Here is a 20,358-nt window from a genome sequence, read left to right on the forward strand (position 1 = left end):
GCCTTCCAACACCCAACCTTCGGCCTCGAGCTGTTCACGAGTCCGGAATAGGTGTGAGTCGTTTGACATGTGAAACATAGTCATCAACTTGACGTCCCACGGGTTGCCGTCTGGGTCCCCCTCCCTGACCTTTGCCTCGTTGATCAGGACCGGTACGCGTCGGTAGATGCCGAGCGTGATCTCCGCATCGCGGCGGGTGCGGAAGATCGGGAGAGTACCCGTATTGGGGTTGAGTAGAAGGATCTCGTCAGGCGTGAGACCAAATGATCGCGAAGCGATGTCGCGGGCGTCGTACAGGAAGAAGGCGAAGTCGGTGCGGTTCGCCGAGCGCGATCGGCCCGTCATGGTGAGCAAGCAGAACTTCTGACGCCAGTCAACGCCCTCGAAAATTTTCGGGATCCCGTTCTGGAAGTCATACAGCGCCGCGATGCTCTTCGTCTCCACGAGGTCGCGGAAGAAGTGCTGGGTGGTGGCATCTGTGGCGATTCCGGTCGGCACGATGACGCCAGCCTGCCCGTTCGGGCCTGTGAGCGTCCGGAACAGTTCAGTGAACACCGCGTAAGTGTTGACGTCGCCGCGGCCGGCGAGCGGATAGGACCCGGAGGTCCGTAGGAGCTTGCTCTCGCCGTCGGCCCGTCGCAGAGCCGCCGTGTACTCGCGGTACAAGGCGCGGTCGACGGCGTCATCGCTGTCCATGAGCGCGTTGATGAGGCGTCGTCGGGCGGCAGTATTCGGCGCCTTGGCGACCTCCGGATCACGGCCAGCGAAGAATTCCTGCTCCTGGAGCTTGACGCGCTCCCAGGGCGGGTTGCCGATCATGCAGTCGAAGCCGCCGGTCCATCCCGCGTCCCCAGCACGACCACCAGGGCGGTCGAAAATCTCGGGGAACTCCAGGTGCCAGTGGAAGAACCGGTACTCGTCGGCGATGGCCTCGACCTGGGCGCGAGTCGCGGCGAGCACGTCAGCGTCCGGGTCTGTTTCCAGTCGGCGCAGGACCGCGCTGGTCGGCGCGTCCACCACGGGAGCGCGCTCGGAGGATGCGATGGAGAGGTCGTTCGGTCGAAGCGGCCAGACGAACGCAGCGGACCAGGCATCGGCGTGAATCTTGCGGTGAACATAGTCGGGATTGGCAGCGTAGGCCCGCCATTGGCGTGCCTGCTGCCGTACGGAGGCGGCGTCGTCGTACACGCGAGCGAAGGCAGTACGTGCCTCAGCGAGGTCGTGGACGAGGCCGCCTCCGAAGTCGAGCTCGAACATGTCCTGGCCGCCGGGCCCGAAGCGTCCCGGGCCCGCACCCCGCTCCTGCTTGTTGCGCTTCTTGACTGCCGAGGCGTACTTCTTGTCGTCCCCGGCCAGAGCCTTGAACGCGTCGTCGGGAAGGCCGTTCTTGAGAAGCGAGGGCGTGGCGCCGAGCAGCGAGTTGCCAACCCTGATGCGGGCGTCGAGGAACCCCAGCGCCTTGCCGGGCTCGATGGCCTCAAGCCAGAGCGAGACCTTGGCCAACTCTGCGGAAAGCGGATTGATGTCAACCCCGTAGATGCAGCGGGCGACGGCGTCGCGCAAAGCGTGACGGACGTCCGCAGGCGTGGGCTCGTCTTCATCCGCCCGGATCATGGCCAGCCGCCGAGCAATGCGCCGGGCTGCCGCGACGAGGAAGGCTCCGGAACCACACGCCGGATCACAGACGGTAAGTGCAAGGAGTCGCTTCTCCGCATCGACCGCGTCGGCCGCACCCGAGACAGCCTCGTCGATCACCGGGTCCAGTGCTGTGTCCAGGAGCGCCGAGACCAGCGCAGGCGGGGTGTAGTAGGAACCAGTGGTCTTGCGTTCGTTCCCGCTGAGATGCTCCAGCTTGTAAGTGCGGTCCAGGAGGGAGACCTTCGGGACCAGCTCCAAGAGCGACTCGTAGACGCTTCCGAGTTCCTCGGCGCCGAGGTTGCGGTAATCGACGGGCTGGAGACGGTCGCCACGCTGTATCCAGGACAACGAGCGGACGGCCTCCAGGACCGCGTCGTTGGCGAGCTCAGCCTCCAGAAGTGGCTCACCTCTGTTCTCTTCGGGGTCGAAAAGACCGCCGAGCGCGGGCAGACCGAGGGCCGGTTCGCCATCGCCGCCGAGGGCGTTGAGGACGAGGCGCTGTCCTTGCCACAAGTCGCTGTATGCAGCCGAGCCGTGTCGGACACGAGCCGTCTCGCGCAGGCGGCGGGTCGACAGGTACGTCTCGTAGCGACGCCGCGCTTCGGGGTCAGCGGCCGGATCAAGAAGGATGCCGCGGTCCTCGGTGACGAACAGGAACAGCAGCCGGTAAATAAGACGCAACAAGTGGCGGTGCAAGTCGCGGTCTGTCACCTTGCCAGTGCCAAGGTCCTCGCGGAGCGTTCCGTTGCCAGGGTGGGCGATGAAGCCACTGCCCAAGTGTTCGAGAGCCTTCTCGACGCCGTCGCGCAGTGAGTTGAGAGCGCGAGCGCCGGCCTTGACCGTGTCGGCGCGCCAGGTCTCCAGCCAGCAGTCGGCGGGGTTCGGGTCGGTGCCGGGCTCAACGGTGCGGATCTCCAGGCGGGACTGGTGGCACAGCATCCAGAGCAGCAGAAACTCGGCAAAGAGCTCGCCGCCGAAGATGGCTTCGAGGTCGAACTCGACATATGCCGAACCGGCGAGCGCGGTGGAGTCGCGCAACAGGCGCAGCTTCTTGCCATTGGCGAGGACCGCCCACAAGTGGATGTCCGAGCGGTTCAGCAGCTCCTGGACCATAGCCTGAGGTGCTCGGGCGGCACCCTGGACGCCGGCGTGGCGCCGGTCGAGGTCGACGCCAGGGCCGACGAGCTGCACCGGAACGTGCTGCCACAGGTGGGTCAGCGGAAAGTCCTTGCCGTCCACGGTGAGCGCGCCGGAGTGCACGGGCACCCGACCGTAGCCGAGCTGGTCCAGCAGCGGCAGGAGCCATCGGTCGCGGGTGGCCGAAGACGTTGTCGCGTCGAGACCGCCCGGTTCCTTGGCCTGCGTCTCACGCCACGTCTCGTAGACACCGGTGAGGTAGGTCCAGGCGCGGTTCGCGGCGTCGCGGACGGTCTCCCGCCCGGCTAGGTGGTATGACGACGGCGACAGGGACCCTTCGGAAAGGTCGCCGCCCTGGAGTCGCTGGAAGAGGGTCGCAGGAACGATGCCGCCCTCGACGCGGACGGCTTGCAGCGCGGTGCTCACGCGACGCTCCCTCGGGTCGTGTCGGGCAGGTAGACATAGACGCCGAGTAGGTCCACGGGCAGCTGTGCACGGACCGTCAGTCCGCGAACTGCGGTGCCGTCGGCGCGGTCGGTGCCTCGGGCCGCGCGGCGGACGCGCGTGTGGGCGTCGCGCAGCTCGTCGGCGGCTCTCTGGCCTTCTGCTTCCAGAGCGGGCCGGAGGCCGGACAGCGCCCCGGTGACCGTCGAGAGGAATCCGCGGGCGCGGTCAGCCGGGGTGTTCGACGTCGGGCGGACCGCGAGGAGCTGATCGATCTGGTCGCGGTCGAGCCACCGCGCCGACGCCGGGTTGCCCGTGAAGGCGAGCGTGCGGGCCTCCTCGGCTACCTGTGTGATCAGGCCGTATCGCCCGGGGAGCGTGAGATGGACGCGGAAGCGCGCCAGAAGCAGGACGGTCATCGTGGAGACGTCCGCGGTGGTGATGACGCCAGCGCGCCTGGCCGGTCGCTCGTCCTCGGCAACGCGGTTGTCGAGGGCGCCGTCGAGGACGAATCTCGCCAGGGCGCCTACGCGCTCGTCGGTGCGGTGCAAGATGGCGGCACCGACCGGTGCGGGCAGATCACGGGCCCATCGCAGAGTGTCCTTGCCGGTCCGCAACGCGTCCTTGAGCCCGATCGGAACCGTGGGCAGGGCCAGGTCGAATCCGTCGTCGGTAGCGGTGGTCTGCGCACCGAGCTGGGCAAGAGCATCGGTGATGAACTGGGCGACGTCGTCGGGCCGTCCCAAGCGGGACCTGGCCTCGGTGACCTCTGCGGAGACCTCGGCCGGGCTCAGCGCGTGCTGGGCATATCGGGCACGGGAGGCCTTCTCGCTGTCGGCGGCAGATCGCCAGTCCTCGTCGAGTGCAGTGGCTTCGGACAAGCCGAGGTCGAGTGTGAGCTGCTCGCCCTGATTACCTCGCAAGAGCGCGCCTTCGAGGAGGGCGGTGAGCACCGTGTCACTGGCGTCGTTGGGGACCGGGACGCTGATGCCGAGGTCCTTGCGGATCTGGGCGTGCTTGCGCAACAGGACGTTCATGACGATGCCGTCGATACCGTTGTCCTCGCCATAGAGCGTCAGGGCACGGACGACGTCGGCCTGCTGGCCGAATCGGTCGACGCGCCCCTCGCGCTGCTCGTGTCGGGTGGGGTTCCAGGCCAGGTCATAGTGGATCACAGCCTGGAAGCCATCCTGAAGGTTGACACCCTCGGACAGGCAGTCGGTGGCCACCAGGATGCGGCCGCGCGGCGCGTCCCCGCCGACGATGTCGCGGACGCGGGTTGCGCGGTCATCGGGGGCGAGCTCGCTCGTGACGACCTCGACCGGCAGCTTCGGGAAGGCCGACCGGAGCTGGTCGACCACGTAGTGGGCCGTCGGGATGAACCGGCAGAACACGATCGGCGACTGACCGGACTTGAGCAGGCCCTTGATCTCCTTGACCAAGGCTACGAGCTTGACATCGTCCGCCGCGGCGAGCGCGTTCGCCGCGTTCCGAAGGCTGAGGAGCGTACGCAGGTGAGGCGACGCGTCATCGGGCACGGGAACCGCGCCGGGCACGGTGTCGTCGGCGTCGGTCGTATCATCCTCGACCTGGTCCATGACGGCAGAAGCGCCGAGGGTGTCCGCCAAATCAGCGGTTCCAGCGGACAGCGCGGAGGAACGGACGTGCAGTGTAGCGAATGCTGCTGCGGGCGACGAGGCAACCGAACGGAGCAAGGAGAGCACAGACCACCAACGGACTCGCTGGTCGAGAGTGGTCCCGGACCTGTCCTGAACCTGGCCGCGGGCATAGGCGACGACGTCCTCGAAGAACCTCTTGTACGTCAGTGACAGGGAGTAGGCGACCTCGCGCGTCTCGCGGTCGCTCGGGAACTTGGTGTCCTCGTCGAGATAGGAGCGGATGTCCGCCCGGCGCCGCTGGACCATGTGACGCGCGAGCCGGCGTCGGCCTGCGTCGCCAGCGACATCGGCATGCTCCAAGGACGGATCCAGGAGGGCGAGGAGGTTGCGGAAAGCGGCCTCCTTACCCGAGTGCGGCGTCGCGGTGACGAGCACCAGATGCCGGTCGGCGTCGGCAGCGAGCCTACGCAGCAGGTCGTGACGCTGCTGGCGGCCTCGACCGCCGCCAGAAGTTCCGTCCGAGACGCACGTATGGGCCTCATCGACGATCACCAGGTCGGGGGCGGTGCGCAGGAACTCGTCGCGGCGTCGGTCGGACTTGATGAAGTCGGTCGAGACGATCGTGTGCTGGTAGCGCTGGAAGATGGACTCGTCATGGGCCAGCCCACGCTGGAGGCGGGTGACGGTGGATCCCAGGACGAGGACGGTCTCCATGCCGAACTTCTGGCGGAGTTCGGACTGCCACTGCTCGGCCAGCGACGGCGGGCAGAGCACCGTCAGCCCCTTGGCCGAGCCCTGAGCCAGGAGCTCGCGAGCGACGAGGGCTGCCTCAACGGTCTTGCCGATGCCGACGTCGTCGGCGATCAGGAGTCGCGTGACTTCCTGGCGCAACGCCATGAGCAGCGGCACATACTGGTACGGACGCGGGTCCACGGCCAGGGACGCGAGGGAGCGGAACGGGCCACCAGTGGAGCGGAATCCAATCCGCAGGGCGTCGCGCAGCAAGTTCGCCGAGCGGTAGTCGCCGACGTCGTCCAGGCTCGGCAAGGGGAACGTGGCTTCCTCGACGTGCTCGACGTGCGGGAGCACGCCCGCGATGTCGGCCTCGCCGCCCGACAGGGGCCGAAGCACGAGGAAGTCGTCGGTGCTGTCCGGGAGCACCACCCACTCACGGCCACGGGTACGGACAAGGGTTCCGGAGGCGTAGGGCATCAGGTGAGACTCCCGAAGGTGGAGGGGTGCTCTGCGATGAGCTTGTCGAGGTCGGTCGAGTCGTCGATCGATACGACGCTCCAGCCAGCGCCGATGAGGTCCCATGGGGTCTCGATCGGCGCTTTGAGGTCATTCACGACAACAATCGTCATCGCCGAGTCATAGATGAGGTCGGCCAGGAAGCCGGAGACCTCGCCATCGACGCGGTCCGGAAGGCGGAGACCTTTCTCTAATAGAGCTTCGATCAGTGACTTGGCACGGGACGCCTCCGGCATTGCGATCTCAGTCGGTGTCTGTACCGGCGCGGCAGCCGCCGACACCGTGGTGGCCGTAGCCAGTCGCAGGAGCCGGTTGACAGCCGACCGCCGGTCGATCGTCTCGTGGTGTGCCTGGTTGCCGTATGTCAGAAGGCACTGGTAGCAGCCACGCACGCACGCGTCATCGCCGTCGACCCCGGTCTCCGGGTCGACGTGCATGATCTCGAGCGCCTTGCGAGCGACCGCCGCCATCGCGGCAGGACCTGCCTGCAGCAGCCGCAGCACACCTGCCCCGCCCTCGGCATACTCGATCAACAGGAAGCGCCCGCGCGTCGCGTCGGGGTCGACACCGGGAAGAGTGTCCGGCAGAAGCTCGCTGGACAGCTCGGAGTCTTCGAGCTGGTAGGTGGCTTCGACACCACGTTCCAAGGCGAACATCAGGGTCACCGCCTCGGAACGCTTCATCGCCTCGGCCCAGCGCAGCATCGCGATGTTCTTCCGGTCCTGAACGAACGGGATGACCTTCTGCGCGGTCTTGAGGTCGTCGGCCTTGATTTGCGTCTCGTCGTCGGCTGCCGACTCGTCCGCCTCCTTGGCACGGGCTTCGGTGAGCCAGGTCCCGCGTACGGTGTCGAGGTAGAAGCCGTGGTCGTCCTTGTTCTTGCGGCGCCGCTCGCCGATGTTCGTCATGCGGAGCTCGGCCGCGTCGCCGTAACGCAGATCGAGGAGCGTCGTCCCCGAAGCCTCGACTCTGGCATCGGCGAAGCCGGGGGCCGCGCCGCGGGGAAGGAAGCGGTAGCTGGTCAGCACCTCGAAACCGACGCGGGTGCGCTCCTCCTCGTCTGCGGAGATGCGCTCCGCACGGCGGGTGACGACAGCCTGCAACGGGAGCATCCTGTCCATAACCGCCGTGAGCTGGTCACCGCAGTTCTCACACACGTCGATGCCGACCTCGCGCTCGTGGTGGTAGCCGCATCTCGTGCAGTACGACGTCTTGTGCAGGGTCAGCTTCCCGGTCTCGCCCTCGCCGTCGCGCGGCAGATTGACCCGCACCACACGATAGCGGGCGCCCTCATGGTAGACGAGGGCCCGCGGTCCGAACTCCCGCAGCGCGACGAATCGTGCACGCTGGAGCCAGGTGGAATCCCGATTCTTCGCGTTCCGAATCCCGGGGATATACGCGGCGAGCGGCAGGCGCGGAAAGGAGTAGCCGGGCAGGAAGCCCTCCGAGGCGAAGTAGCGGTACGGGTAGAAGTCACCCTGTCGAGTCTGCTCGCCGGAGTTCAGCAGGAGCTCGAGCTGCCGCTGGGCGTCGGCATGGCGGTACCGGGCCATCTGCCGGTCCTTCTTCGCCGACGAGGCGATCTGCGCCTGCACGTTGGCCAGGTTCATCTCGGCCTTGACAGTACGGTGCAGGGTGCGCCAGCGTTCGCACGCCCGATCGAACTCCTGCCGCGCCTGGTCGACGACGGTCTCCAGCCAGTCATCGACGTACCAGGCGGCATCATCCAAGACCGGCTGAAGGGGAACGAGGACCTGCCGAGCTGCCTCGAGCGCCTTCCTCGTAAGGTCAGGCGCCGTCATCGCCGTATAAAGCTCCGGCTGGACGGCGTAGTTCTTGGCTGTGGTGTCGACGACTTCGCTCATCGAGCGTCCGAGCGTCGCCCCGGACGCGGCCAACCACACGGCATGGACATGCGAACGGACAAGCTCTTCGTTCGTCAGGTCGATCCGCGGCGGCTGCACCCGCCCAGAAACCATGTCGTTGCCGCGCTTGAAATAGTAGGCGTCGTGCGCGTTCCCAGACGCGCAATAGGTGACGACCAATGCTGGGTCTCCAGACCGGCCGGCACGGCCGGACCGCTGCGCGTAGTTCGCGGGTGTCGGCGGTACGTTTCGCAGCCCGACGGCGTTGAGCTTAGCGATATCGACGCCGAGCTCCATCGTCGGCGAGCAGTACAGGAGCTTGAGCTCACCTTTGCGGAACGCGTCCTCTCGCTCCTCGCGATCCTTCGACGGCACCTGAGCCGTGTGCTCGCGCGCGACGAGCCCGACGAGGTCCTTGCCGATCTTCTGGTACATCTCCTTGAAGAAGGGCAGCACGCGAGCAGTGCGCTCGGGGTCGACGGTGCGCCTGATCGGATCCGGGGCGGCGCGCGTACCGTCACTCGCGACCGCCCGCACCTGATGGACCCGCAGGCGGTAGGCATCGGCGCCCTTGGCGTCCTTGTACTTGATGAGAACATCGGCCTTCACCAGCACATCGACGAGGGACCTCATGACCGCATCCATCGTGTCGAGGTCGATCTTGGCGGTGTCGAGCTTGCTTGCGAGCCAACGTGCATACCCGCCACGCGGAGTGAGGGAGAGATATCCCGGCGCTCCACCTTGTTTCTGCGGAACGTGGGCGCCGAAGCCCAGAGTCGGCAGGCGCTCGTTGTCCGCAACCGTCCAGACCCCGCTGAGATGCGTCTCACTGGCACGCTTGAGGGTCTCCATCCGCTCCTCGGAGAAGACCTCGGTATCGAGGGCGAGCACGCGCCGAAACTCATCCAGGAGCACCTGGACATACTCGTAACGCTCTTCCCGCGTCCGGTGCCGCAGCAAGTGATGGGCGTCGGCCCACCGCTCTTCGGCCCCGCACAACCGCTCGGCCACCGGGTACTCGACCCGGATCAACCCGGTCTGCTCCAGGTTCGGAAGCGTCACACGCCAGCCCCGGCGAAGATCCTGCAACGCGCGGTACTCGATGACTTGGCGCAGGGCGCGATCAGCCTGCGTCGTGTCGAACGCGTTCGGTGCCTGCATGTAGTCCTTCGGCTCCAGTGGCAGGTACTTCACGATCCGCGAGACGTAGTCCTCCGACGGGTCGAGCCCATCGTCGCCAGCCCCCTTGGCAGCGAGGTAGAGCGCCGAGCGAAGGAGCCCGACGAGCATGAAGTCGTTGACATGGCCAGCCTGGAGGCTCGCATCCTGCCGGTTATCCACGAATGTGAGGAGCTTACGAGCCTCGTCGGGCAGGTCCTCGGCCGCGTTCAGCGACCGGATGATGCTCGTGGAGAGGATCGTGACCGCGCTCGACCGCCCCTCCATGTCGAGGGTGGCAACCTTGGAAACCTCGCTCTGGCGGGGGTTGTTGTACGCGATCTCACAGCGCAGGCAAAACAGCAGGCCACCAGGAACGAAGGTGGCATACGTGCCCTCGGGAGTTCGTTCCGGGGACTCGTGCCGATCTGTGACGAGGCGTGCACGGCCGAGGACATCGATGCGGTAGGGCACGGGGACGCGGTGACGCCGGGACGCAATGACCTTCCCGTCCGCGTCGGTCCAGGTCTGCGGGAGCCGGGTCAGCATGTCAACGGGCATAGGGTTCTTCGTGCTGATATAGAGGTACCCATCGCCGTCGTCGGCCTTGACAGTGTTCCCAGTCCGGGCACGGAACTCGCCATGTACGCGGTCGTAGGTGACCATCAGGTACTCCTGACCGCACTCGCGACAGAAGGCGAGCGGATACAGCCGTCGCTCGCCACCCTGAACTGTGTAGATCTGGTAGTCGTGCTCGATCAGCCGAACACCTTCTGGCTCCGCCGTTACATAGACGGATGCACCCTTGGAGATGAATTGGTGCAGCCGGAAGGCAAAGAGCGGACGGTGGGTCACCGAATGCTTCGCCTTGGTAGCCCCAGCCATGAGGGTCGAGCGGATCGCCTGAGCACAGGCTGTCATGCTCCGACCGGTCCTGAACGCAAGATCTTTGGCTGCGTCCTCGACAGTAATCGGCTTGGTTCGGACAAGAATCCCCGTACCGGGCTCCTCGTGAATACCGAACCTCGACTCGATCCAGCCAGCGAGGGGGTCGGTACGCAGCACGTCGTAGCCAGCAGAGAGGACGGGGTCATTACTCTCCGCGTCGGGCCGAGCATCGACAGCGGCCGCAAGCGCGGCATCGGTCGGGTCGAACGACGTCGTCGCCCGGACCAGGGTCTCCACGATGACCCGCTCGGGCGCGATGACGGTGCCGAAGATCGTCGAGGCCACCGCGGCCACTTGACCCCGCTGGCCAGCGACAGTGTCCGCCGTCGCCATTGTGGCCGATGTCCCGACGCACTGCAGGCCGTCTCCCACCCCCGTCGCCTGCCGGAGACGGCGCACGAGCAGCGCCACGTCGGCACCCTGCCGACCGCGGTAGGTGTGCAGTTCGTCCAGCACGAGGAACCGCAAGTCGCGTGCCGCCTCGACGAGCTTCTCGCGCTCGCGCGGTCGCACCAGCACATACTCGAGCATCACATAGTTGGTCAGGAGGATGTCCGGCGGGTTCGCCAGGATCGCCTGGCGCTCCTCGTCGGACTCCTGGCCGGTGTACCGGCCGAACGTGACAGGCGGCTCCCCAATCCCGTGCTCATCGACGAAGCCTTTGACAAGATACTTCTCGAGCTCTTCCATCTGGCTGTTCGCCAGAGCGTTCATCGGATAGACGATGACAGCCTGGACACCCCGGCCGGACCCGTTGCGCAGCACATGGTCCACGATCGGGACGATGTACGCGAGGGACTTGCCCGATCCCGTCCCCGTCGTCAGCACGTACGAGTCGCCACTGCGGGCCGCCTCGATCGCGTCCGCCTGGTGCTTGTGGAAGGTGATCGGGAACGCCGTCGCGGGATTCTTGTCCTTGCCCACACGGAAGATCTCCGCTGCACGAGGGTGGAGCCCACCAGCCGCCGCGAGGTCGTCCACAGTGCCACCCGAGGCGAAGGATGGGTTCAGAGCCAGCCAGGGGTCGGGCCACTGCGCGCCCTTGGTCACCTGATCTTCGACGGATCCACGGATCCGCTCGTCCCGAAGGTCGAAGTACCCCGTCGTGAACTGCCGGTAGTCGTCGATGAGGTTCTGGTGAACCTTGAATGCGTCCAAGTTTCCCTGCCATCTCGATCGCTCCGCCGATACGAGCCCGGCGCGTGCCCGTGCCTCATGAAACTACCAAGCGCGACCGCTCCTGTTAACGGCAATCACCGATGATCCCCCTGATCAGGGCCTCCATCTGCCGAAAATCACCCGGGACGCACCGACAGCCTCCGTGAGTATGTCGGAGTCCTGCCCTACGATCTCGGCTGTGGCACAGGTCATCATGGTCAAGGACGCGCACCTGCCCGACAACAACGTCGCCGGCCAGGTCATGGCGTTCCTGAACAAGCTCATGACCGACGATACGTCGTCGAGCCTGCACATCGAGCGGATCAACGGTGCCGTTGATCGCCGGATCCGGACCGGGCGCGTCAACGTCCAGTGGCGAGCACTGCTCGTCAAGGTCCAGGGACAGGGCGAGACCGCCCACTACGTCTACCTGGGAACGTTCAAGCACGACCAGGCCATCAGCATGGCCAAGACGTACCGCGTCGATGTCGACGACGGCGGGATCGCCTCATTCATTCGTGCTGAGCGGGAGACGCGACCCACAGACGGCGCACTTGCCTGGCGGCCGTCGAAGGTCAAGCCCGAGGACATTGACGGCACACCGTGGTCACGGCTTCAGGTCCAGGGGGTGACCGTCGAAGCCATGGTCGGCCTCGGCATGGACGAGGCATTCGCGCAGGCCGCTCTTGAGATCACCGACGACGACGAGTTGCAGGAGCACGCCGCCTCGGCCAGCAGTACGTGGCAGGGGTCGGCCATGCTCGACCTTGCGTTCGGCAGCACGAGCGAGGAGGTCCGCGCTGCCTACGGGCTGGGCAAGAGGTCCGCGGCCCTAGCCGGCAGTGACGAGGAGCTCCTAGCCGCACTCCGCCACCCGGCCGCGTCAATGCAGTTCAGCTTCCTGGAATCCGACGACGACCTGCGCGCCGCGGTCGAGAACCCTGACTTCGGGGCCTGGCGCACATTCCTCCATCCCGAGCAGCGGCGCTACGCCACCGCACGTCAGTCAGGGTCGTTCCGCGTCACCGGCGGCGCTGGAACCGGTAAGACCGTGATTCTCCTCCACCGAGCACGGCACTTGGCTCGCCAGAACCCGTCTGCGAGGGTCGTGCTGACGACCTTCAACACGACCCTCGCTGACTCGCTGCGCGACAACCTGCTCCTCCTTGACCCGAAAGCGCCGCTCGCGGCCGAACTGGGCTCGCCGGGGATCTACATCGCCGGAGTCGACGCAATCGCCCGCCGCGTTCTCGTCAACGCCGACCGGTTGAGGCTCCCCTTCCAGGAAGCCGTGTCGACAGTTCTCAGCACCCGTCCGGCCGACATCATGGGCAACACATCGGCCGACGTCTGGCAACAAGCCGCCGAGGGATCCACACTGCCGGCGTACCTGCTGTCGTCGACGTTTCTGATGGCGGAGTACGCCACCTGCGTGCTGCCCGGCAACATCACTTCGCTTGAGCAGTACATCCGCGTCCGACGCCATGGTCGTGGTGTCGCGCTCACCAGAGCGCAACGGGCAGAGCTCTGGCAGGTCTTCGATCGATACCGCGCGCTTTCGGCTACTGCGGGCACGACGTCGTTCGAGGAGAAGACCGCTCTCGCCACATCCGCGCTCGCCCTCGGCGCCAAGAAGGGCGTAGGCCCTCTCGCGGACCACGTGCTCGTCGACGAGGCCCAGGACCTGACACCATCACGTCTGCTCCTGCTGCGCGCACTCGTCGCCGCCGGGCCCGATGACCTGTTTCTCGCGGAGGACTCCCAACAGCGGATCTACGGACAGAAGGTCACCCTGTCGCACCACGGGATCCGCGTCCAAGGCCGGTCCCGGCGCCTCAAGCTCAACTACCGCACGACCGCCCAGAACCTCGAGTTCGCGCTGCGTGTCCTGGATGGCGTCGGTCCCGAGGACTTGGACGGCGATGCGACCGAAGTAGCGGGGTACCGGTCGGCGCGCTCGGGTCCAAAGCCTCGCGTGCTGGAGTTCCCGACCCGGAAGGCGGAGGTCAACGGAGCGGCCGAGACGGTGGCCGGATGGATCGCAGCTGGCGATGCTCCCGAGACGATCGGCGTGCTCGTTCGTTCAGCATGGGCCGTCAACGACCTTGCCGACGCACTACGCGCCGTAGACATCTCCGCGCGGCCGGTAGCGAACCGTGAGCGGCCGGCAACGGGACAGGTCCCGATCATGACAATGCACCGCGCCAAGGGCATGGAGTTCTTGCGTGTCATCATTGTTGGCATGTCTGAGAAGGCCGTCCTGCGCTCCCTGACTGACCTGCCGGAGGAAGAGCGAGATGCTGCGCTCCAGCAGGAACGGTCACTTGTGTACGTCGCAGCGACCCGGCCGCGCGACGAGCTGGTCGTCACGTGGAGCGGACACAGGAGTCCGCTCGTCCCTGAGCGAGGATGATCACTGCCTTTTCTCGGGAGTGCTCGGCATCGAGAGCCGTGCCCGGCTCGCCGACCGCGTCGGTCAGGGACTCCACTCTTCAGCAAACATGGACATGCTCCCCTCGGCGTTCCAGTACTCCTTCGGCGACCGCAGCATCGAGGACTCCCTCCAGCCGAGGCCGTACCAGGGAGGCGAGTCGGGTCACTCCGAACTCACGCGCCGTCTCACGCAGGGTCTCCTCGACGCTCATGGAGTAGGCGGCCTGCACCACCCGGACCATGGCGTTCCGCAGCTCGCAGTAGGGAACGTCGCTGATGTCTCGTCTACCGCCGGTCGCAGGAACGCGGTATCCGGTGTAGCCGTCCGGGGAAGTGGTCCGTGGCCAGGCGACGAGGTCTTCGTTGGGCGCTTTGACGACCATCTGCCCCGGCACGAGGTATGCAAGTTGGTCACGGCGAGACTCCCGGAGCCGGGAGATGCCAAATCTGAGCGCGGTCACTCGCAGCAGCCGGTCAAGGAGGATCGGTCCTTCCTCTTCAGCAATCCCGAGCATCACGCTGCGGATCCGGTCCTGAGCGGCTCGGTCCGTGCCGTCCAGTTCGCTCGGCTCGTACCGGGAGTCCGTCGCCGCCGGCTCGTAGCGCCGGACGTGGTCCGGCAGGTCGGAAGCCGGTGAGGCCGCGACGCGTGCCGTCGCAACCGGTGCGACGACGGGAACTTCCTCCACGCTCTTGATGCCGTCGTTCACTCCCGCAGCCTCCGACCCCCACGATCCACGTACTGCCGAGGCGCCGGCCGCCACCACTCCAGCCACACCGGGCACCGCCACTCCCCCGCGCTCAGCGGGCTGCCGTCCCGGTTCCGCCTCGGCGTTCCGCGCTGCCTCCACGATCTGCCTGGCCACCAGTTCACGATCCCGGAGCCATGTCGGCAACCAGATCCGCTCAACCCGTGCCCAGCCCATCTGCCCGGTGAGCACGTTCACGGGGAGGCCATCACGGTCACCGACCGTCGTGCGGGCACGCCACGCCGGCCCGTCGAGCAGAACAGCGGTCCAGGGACCGCCGTCGGCACGCACGGCGAGGTCGACACGGAAGTCGGACAGCCCGATGCCGGTCCGTACCTCGAGGCCGGTACCGGACAAGGCTGCGGCGATCTCGTCCAGGTGCCGGTCGCGTGCCGCGGCGCCGCCCTGGATCGCCGACCGGCTCACTCCGCGGTCGATCATCTGCAGGTAGTCCTTGAGATGCGCCAGGCCGCGGGAGGAGGAGGTGCTCAGGTCCAGCTCGTGCGGTGCGAACGAGGAGAACACCACGACGCGTTGCTTGGCGCGGGTGATCGCCACGTTGAGTCGCTTCTCGCCGCCTTCCCTGCTCAGCGGGCCCCAGTTGAGGGGAACCTTGCCACGTGCGTCCTTCGCGAACGCAAGGGTGAAGAGCACCACGTCACGTTCGTCGCCCTGGACGTTCTCCAGGTTCTTGACGAACAGCGGTTCCTCGGCGCGGCTCAACGCCGCCTCCACGGCCTGGTCCTCGATACGGAGCTCTTCCAGACGGTCCAGGATCAGGTCGCGCTGCTGACTGTTGAACGTGACGACGCCGATCGAACGGCCCGGATCCGCTTCGGCCAGGTACCGGATCTCGGCGACGATGGCCTCCGCCTCTGCCCGATTCACTCGGGCCGCGCTGCGTCCGCCGCCTTCCCAGACCCCTGCGACATGCCGCAGCTCAATCGCGGTGGACTGCCCGTCCGGCGGAGTGGGGAAGCTCGAGAGCCGGTCGTCGTAGTAAGCCCTGTTGGAGAATGCGATGAGCGACTCGTCGCGGGACCGGTAGTGCCAGGTGAGCAGGAGACGGTTGAGGCGGGACTCGGTACCCTCCGAGAGGATCGACTCCATGTCGGCCTGGACAGGAAGCCCATCCCTGGTGGTGGCTTCGTCGTCGTCCTCACCGCTGGCTGTGGCGAACGTGCTGGAAGGCGGCATCTGCTGGGAGTCGCCGACGATGACGACCGAACGACCGCGTCCCATCGCACCGATCGCGTCAGGCACCCGGATCTGTGACGCCTCGTCGAATACGACGACGTCGAACTCGATGTCCGAGGGCAGGAACCGCGCCACCGAACCGGGGCTCATCAGGAAGCATGGGGTGACCTGGGTAATGAGATTCCCGAACTGCTCCATCAACTGCCGGATCGTCATGCCGCCGCGGCGACGGCCGAGCTGCGCCTGAAGCTCTGCGACCGCGCCCTTCGGCTGGGTCGGGTCGAACGTGCGGGAACGCGCGAGCATGGCCGGCAACTCGGTACGCATCTGCCCGCGGATGTCGTCACCGGCGGTGATGAACCGATCGATCATCCGCACCCGGTCCACCTCGTCAAAGGCTTCCAGTCCGGTCGAGGAGAGCCGTTCGGCCAGCACCTCGTGTGCGACGCCGACACGCAGTGCGTTCTCCACGTCGGGGCCGCGCAGGTCTCCCCTTCGGACGGGACTGTCGGCGCCGTCGACCCCGAGAGCCGACAACGCCTCGAGCCCCACACGTACCCGGAGCCACCGCTGCAGGCGGATGTATGCGCCCCCGGCTCCGTCGGCCTGCCAGTCGGGCAGGCTCGCGGCAAGGGCGGCAGCACGCGTGCGCCCGGCGATCCAGAAGCCGACGTCGTCCGGGGTCGACCCGAGCACCTCGAGGAGGTTGCTCCACACCTCGCCGAGGACGGCGACGTCGTTGCCCGTACCGGACGGGAGCGCCGCAGGGTCCGCTATGACCTGACCGGTGCATTCGTCGAGGAGCGCCTTGATCGTTGCCGCTTCTGCCCGCCCGCCCACAAGCGTTGTGTCCAGACTGACAGCAGCTTCCACCCCGGCCACTGCGTGCTCGACGAACTTCGCTTCCGACTCCTCCAGCGGGTTCCAGCCGTACGGCACGGTGATCCCCGGCAGAGTGGCGACGAAGTCGGTCAGTCGGCGCACCTCGTCACGGAGCTGGATCAGCCGGTTGAGGTCCGCGGCCAGCTCCTTGGGCTTCTTCGGGTACCCGTTCGGGAGGAACTGACCGAGGTCGGCGAGGACCGCCAGTCGCCGCTTCTTGCGCCCGAAGAGCCGCTTGTCTGCCTCGGCAGCGCGTGTCACGAGAACATCCAGGTCCGCCGCAACGACGCCTGGTGCGAACGGGCCGAGCCAGCCGTCGGTCGCCTGCCGGAACTGGTCGACCGCGTCCTTGGCCTGTCGAGCATGGGCACGCCACTGCGGAGTCGCGAGGTCCCGTGCCGTAGCCGTCGTGTACCCCATGCCCGCTGCCACGGAGTTGAGCCACCTGCCGACCGCCCGGAATTCCTCCATCGTGCACGCGTGAGCTGCCAGCTCACGTGCACCTGAGAACACGACCTTCTCGTCCGCCGCCACCAGTGCCCGCAGGGCCGCCGTGAGCGCATTCCGGTCGATCCGGTCGGGTCCGACCGGACCGGCAATACTCCACGGCGACGCACCGGGTGCGACGCCCAGGTCGAGGAGCGCCAGACCGACGTCGCGTCCGGCGTTGTACAGGGCCGCCAGATCGGTCGTCCCCATCACGATGCCGCGGGGTACCGCCACGCCCGGCGTACCGTTCGTGACCTCGCCGAGCTCCAGGATGTTCTGCCGCGCACCCCAGGCCGACAACCCTGCCGGGCCGTCCTCGTGGAGCAGTTCCGGGTAGCGGGCGAGGGACTCCACCACGTTGCGGTAGGACGCCCGTGCCGACTCCCACCCCGGCGTGCCCTGTTGCGCGATCTCCAGCGCGGCTGACAGCTGGGCCCGGACCGCCCTGACGGTCTGCGTACGCCCGTGCACGTCCAGGGAGAACACTCCCAGTCCTACAGCGTCGAGCCGCTTCTTGACGACGTCCAGTGCGGCCTGCTTCTCCGCGACGAACAGCACCTTCTTGCCCTCGGCCAGCAGGTGCGCCACCAGGTTGGTGATGCTCTGTGACTTGCCTGTCCCTGGCGGGCCCTCGAGGATGAACGACCGGCCGGCAGCGGCCCATCGCACGGCCTCCAGCTGGGAACCGTCGGCCGGGATCGGCAGGAACGCGGTCGCCTCCGCGTCCGGTGCCGGCGCAGGCGGGTCGACCGCGTCGTCATACGGCTGCCCGGGCGTCTCGACCAGGTGCCGGACAGCAGGCCGCTCGAGGAAGGCCGGCCAGTTCTCCGAGATATCGCGCCACATGTCGAGCGTGGAGAACTGCAGCAGCGCCAGGTGCGCGGTCTCCTCGACGTGGAAGTTGGACAGCTCCTTGCGGAGCAACGCCGATCGGACAGCAGCCAGCGCCCCGCCGACATCGATCCCGGCATCGTCCTCACCTGGTGTCACCAGCTGCGGGACGTGCAGGCCCCAGGAGACGCGGAGCTTCTCCACAAGGCAGTGGTTGGCCTGAACCTGGCGCGTGTTGTCGTACTCCAGGACGAACTTGGTGGTGCCGCGACCGCCGGTCAAGCGAACTGGGACGAGGAACAGCGGTGCGCGGCCTTCCTTCGTGCGCTCGGTCCAGTGCAGCGTGCCGACCGTGAGGTACAGGCTGTCGTTGCCCGTCTCCTCGAGCGCGGTCTTCGCCTTGCGTACCAGCGCACGGATCCTGCGCTGGTACTCGAAGCTCGACAACGCAGCGTGGATGCGCTTCTCCTCGACCAGGATCCGCAGGGCGGACAGCGGATCGACGTCGGCGGCGGTGCGCGCTCCCTGAGCACGATGAATGTCCGCGATCTTGTCGTGCGGCACGATCGTGAGCCGCTCACCAAGCGCCACCAGGTCCTCAAACCTGCCCAGCCCATCGGCAGGGACGTGCAACGGGATGCTTGAGGACTTCTTCAGCTTCAGCAACGGGTTGCTGTACGTCATGTCCAGGAGAGCGCGACGCCACCGTTCGACGCGAGCCGGGGCGTGGTGCCGCTCGCCGGTGGCCGCTTCAGTTGCCGGGACGGACCTCGCGGGGACGACGACGGCCTCGCGCACCACCTCCACGACGCGTACGCCGTCCTGCACGACAATGGCAGGCAACGGCCGCACCCGGCGGTGTGCGGCGTGCACGTCGAGCAGGTGCACGACGTCGTCCAGGCGGTTCGTCCACCACTTGCGCACCAGGCCCCGTGCCTGGTCGAACGAAGCTGCCTCGTCGCCGGCACAGATCGCCGTCGTCTCCACCGCCTCGAACAGGTCGGAGTCCGCGAGCGTGATGATCGCGTCGGACGCGGCCACGGTCAGGCCGGGCAGCTGACGATCCTCGGTCAGGTAGCCGGTGAACGCGTGGTTCTTGGTGACGGTCAGCACCGGGTGGATGCCTGCCTGTTCGAGCGCGGCCGCGTACAAGCAGGCGATATCGAGGCACGTGCCGAGGCGGTCGGTGAGGACCTCGGTGTGGCTCCGGATGCGCTGCCCGGTGCCCTCGAACGATCGAGGCGGCTCGACATACCGGATCTGCCGGGCCTGGAGCGCGTCGAAGATCGACTCGGCAATCTGATGCACCCGGTCCGGGCCTGCCTGGTATCCGTCGAGGGAGGGGGTGCCCGTCCGTTGCTGCAGCAGGTCGGAAGCGTCGGCGAGCAGCTTGCCGACCTCGCTGTTGTTCGGCCGCACGAACGTGGCCAGGACTTCCGGCAGGCTGGCCGCCCACCACTCGTCGGCGGTGAGCAGGCGCACGGTCGCCGTGTCGCGGGCGCGCCCCTCGGAGGTCACGACCAGCATCTCGACTGTCGTGCCGACAGCCTCGTCGAACGTCAGGAAAGCATGCTGGCTCATCGTCCAGCGGCAGGACCTGGTCGGTACGGCATAGACCTCACCCGGACCGAGGTGATCGACGTCGATCACCAGCGGCTGAGCCACGACACCGTCCGGCAGCGGGCTCTCGATCTGCAGGGTCAGGCGTGTGCCCTCGATCGGCGCAGGTCCGTTGTTGACGAGACTGACCGAATGAACCGGCGAGATGTCGTTGTGCACGAGGGCGTAGTTGATCGCCTCGGTCACCGCGACGATCACATCCAGGTCGCCGATCCTGGCAGAAAGGATGCTCGCACCGTGCGGTGCCACGACCTCGGGAACACGATTCATAGGCGCCGGCCCGGGCAGACTCGATGCGGCAGGCTCCTCGACTCGCTCGTCCGGTGCGGCTTCAGCCGCGCGTTCCGAGGCCGGGTCGGCAGCCTCGGACATGCTCTCGTCGACGAACCCGGACGTAACAGCGTCGGCCCCGCTGGGAAGAGGTGGCCCGGCCATCGCCTGGATCTCGATGACGGCGTCGACCGCGTCCTCCAGCTTGAGCGACTGGGCGAGTCTCACCATCGTGTCCAGCGCGCGCTCCGCATCCTGGGCGGGGACCGACGGGGAGTGCGCAGCCGCGTTCGACGCTTGGATCAGCTCGTCGATCCAGGCACGGTCCAGCGGCGTGATATCGGTGAAGACCTGCCGCTCGTGCCGCACGATACGCAGCAGCGCACGCGGGTCGCGTGGGTCGACACGGTACGGGCGGCCCACCCTCGCCGATTGCGCCGCTTGATAGAGCGCCACCCAGTCCTTGCCGTGCGCGGAGCGCCTCATGCGTTCATCAACGAGCGGGTACAGCGCTGCGCCGAGCGCATCCAGCCCACGGACCTGTCGTTCCTTGTCAGTGAGGCGCCCGGTGTGATTCACGCCAACCATCCTGGCCCAACCCGCTCACCGATGGGGCGGGAACACGGGGTGAACTGTTGATAACTCCGACCGTCCACAGCCCTTGCACAC

5 protein-coding genes are annotated in these 20,358 nt (G+C 67.0%); 1 reads left to right on the plus strand and 4 read right to left on the minus strand.

The genetic code is table 11. The features are described 5' to 3' along the window. From ACYVK5_RS11285 to ACYVK5_RS11295, 3 genes are all read right to left on the minus strand, one after another. On the minus strand, nt 1-3,201 hold a 3,201-nt coding region (locus ACYVK5_RS11285), incomplete at its 3' end, for an Eco57I restriction-modification methylase domain-containing protein (RefSeq protein ID WP_460704912.1). Beyond that, nucleotides 3,198-6,050, minus strand: coding sequence for a helicase-related protein (locus ACYVK5_RS11290; RefSeq protein ID WP_460704914.1), 2,853 nt, complete (start codon nt 6,048-6,050; stop codon nt 3,198-3,200). The genes ACYVK5_RS11285 and ACYVK5_RS11290, both read right to left, overlap by 4 nt. Next, entirely contained in the window at nt 6,050-11,218 is a 5,169-nt protein-coding gene (locus tag ACYVK5_RS11295) for a DEAD/DEAH box helicase (RefSeq protein WP_460704916.1), read from the minus strand. The genes ACYVK5_RS11290 and ACYVK5_RS11295 overlap by 1 nt, the downstream gene beginning before the upstream one ends. 199 nt (nt 11,219-11,417) lie before the next feature. Here ACYVK5_RS11295 and ACYVK5_RS11300 point away from each other — a divergent pair, with 199 nt between their 5' ends. Then, nucleotides 11,418-13,631, plus strand: a complete 2,214-nt coding sequence (locus ACYVK5_RS11300; RefSeq protein WP_460704918.1) for a 3'-5' exonuclease — start codon at nt 11,418-11,420, stop codon at nt 13,629-13,631. Nucleotides 13,632-13,710: 79 nt separating this feature from the next. On the opposite strand, the gene ACYVK5_RS11305 is transcribed toward ACYVK5_RS11300, so the two are convergent. Next, entirely contained in the window at nt 13,711-20,268 is a 6,558-nt protein-coding gene (locus ACYVK5_RS11305) for a DUF4011 domain-containing protein (protein WP_460704920.1), read from the minus strand. Nucleotides 20,269-20,358 lie beyond the last annotated feature (90 nt).

This window comes from Myceligenerans halotolerans, assembly GCF_054782975.1.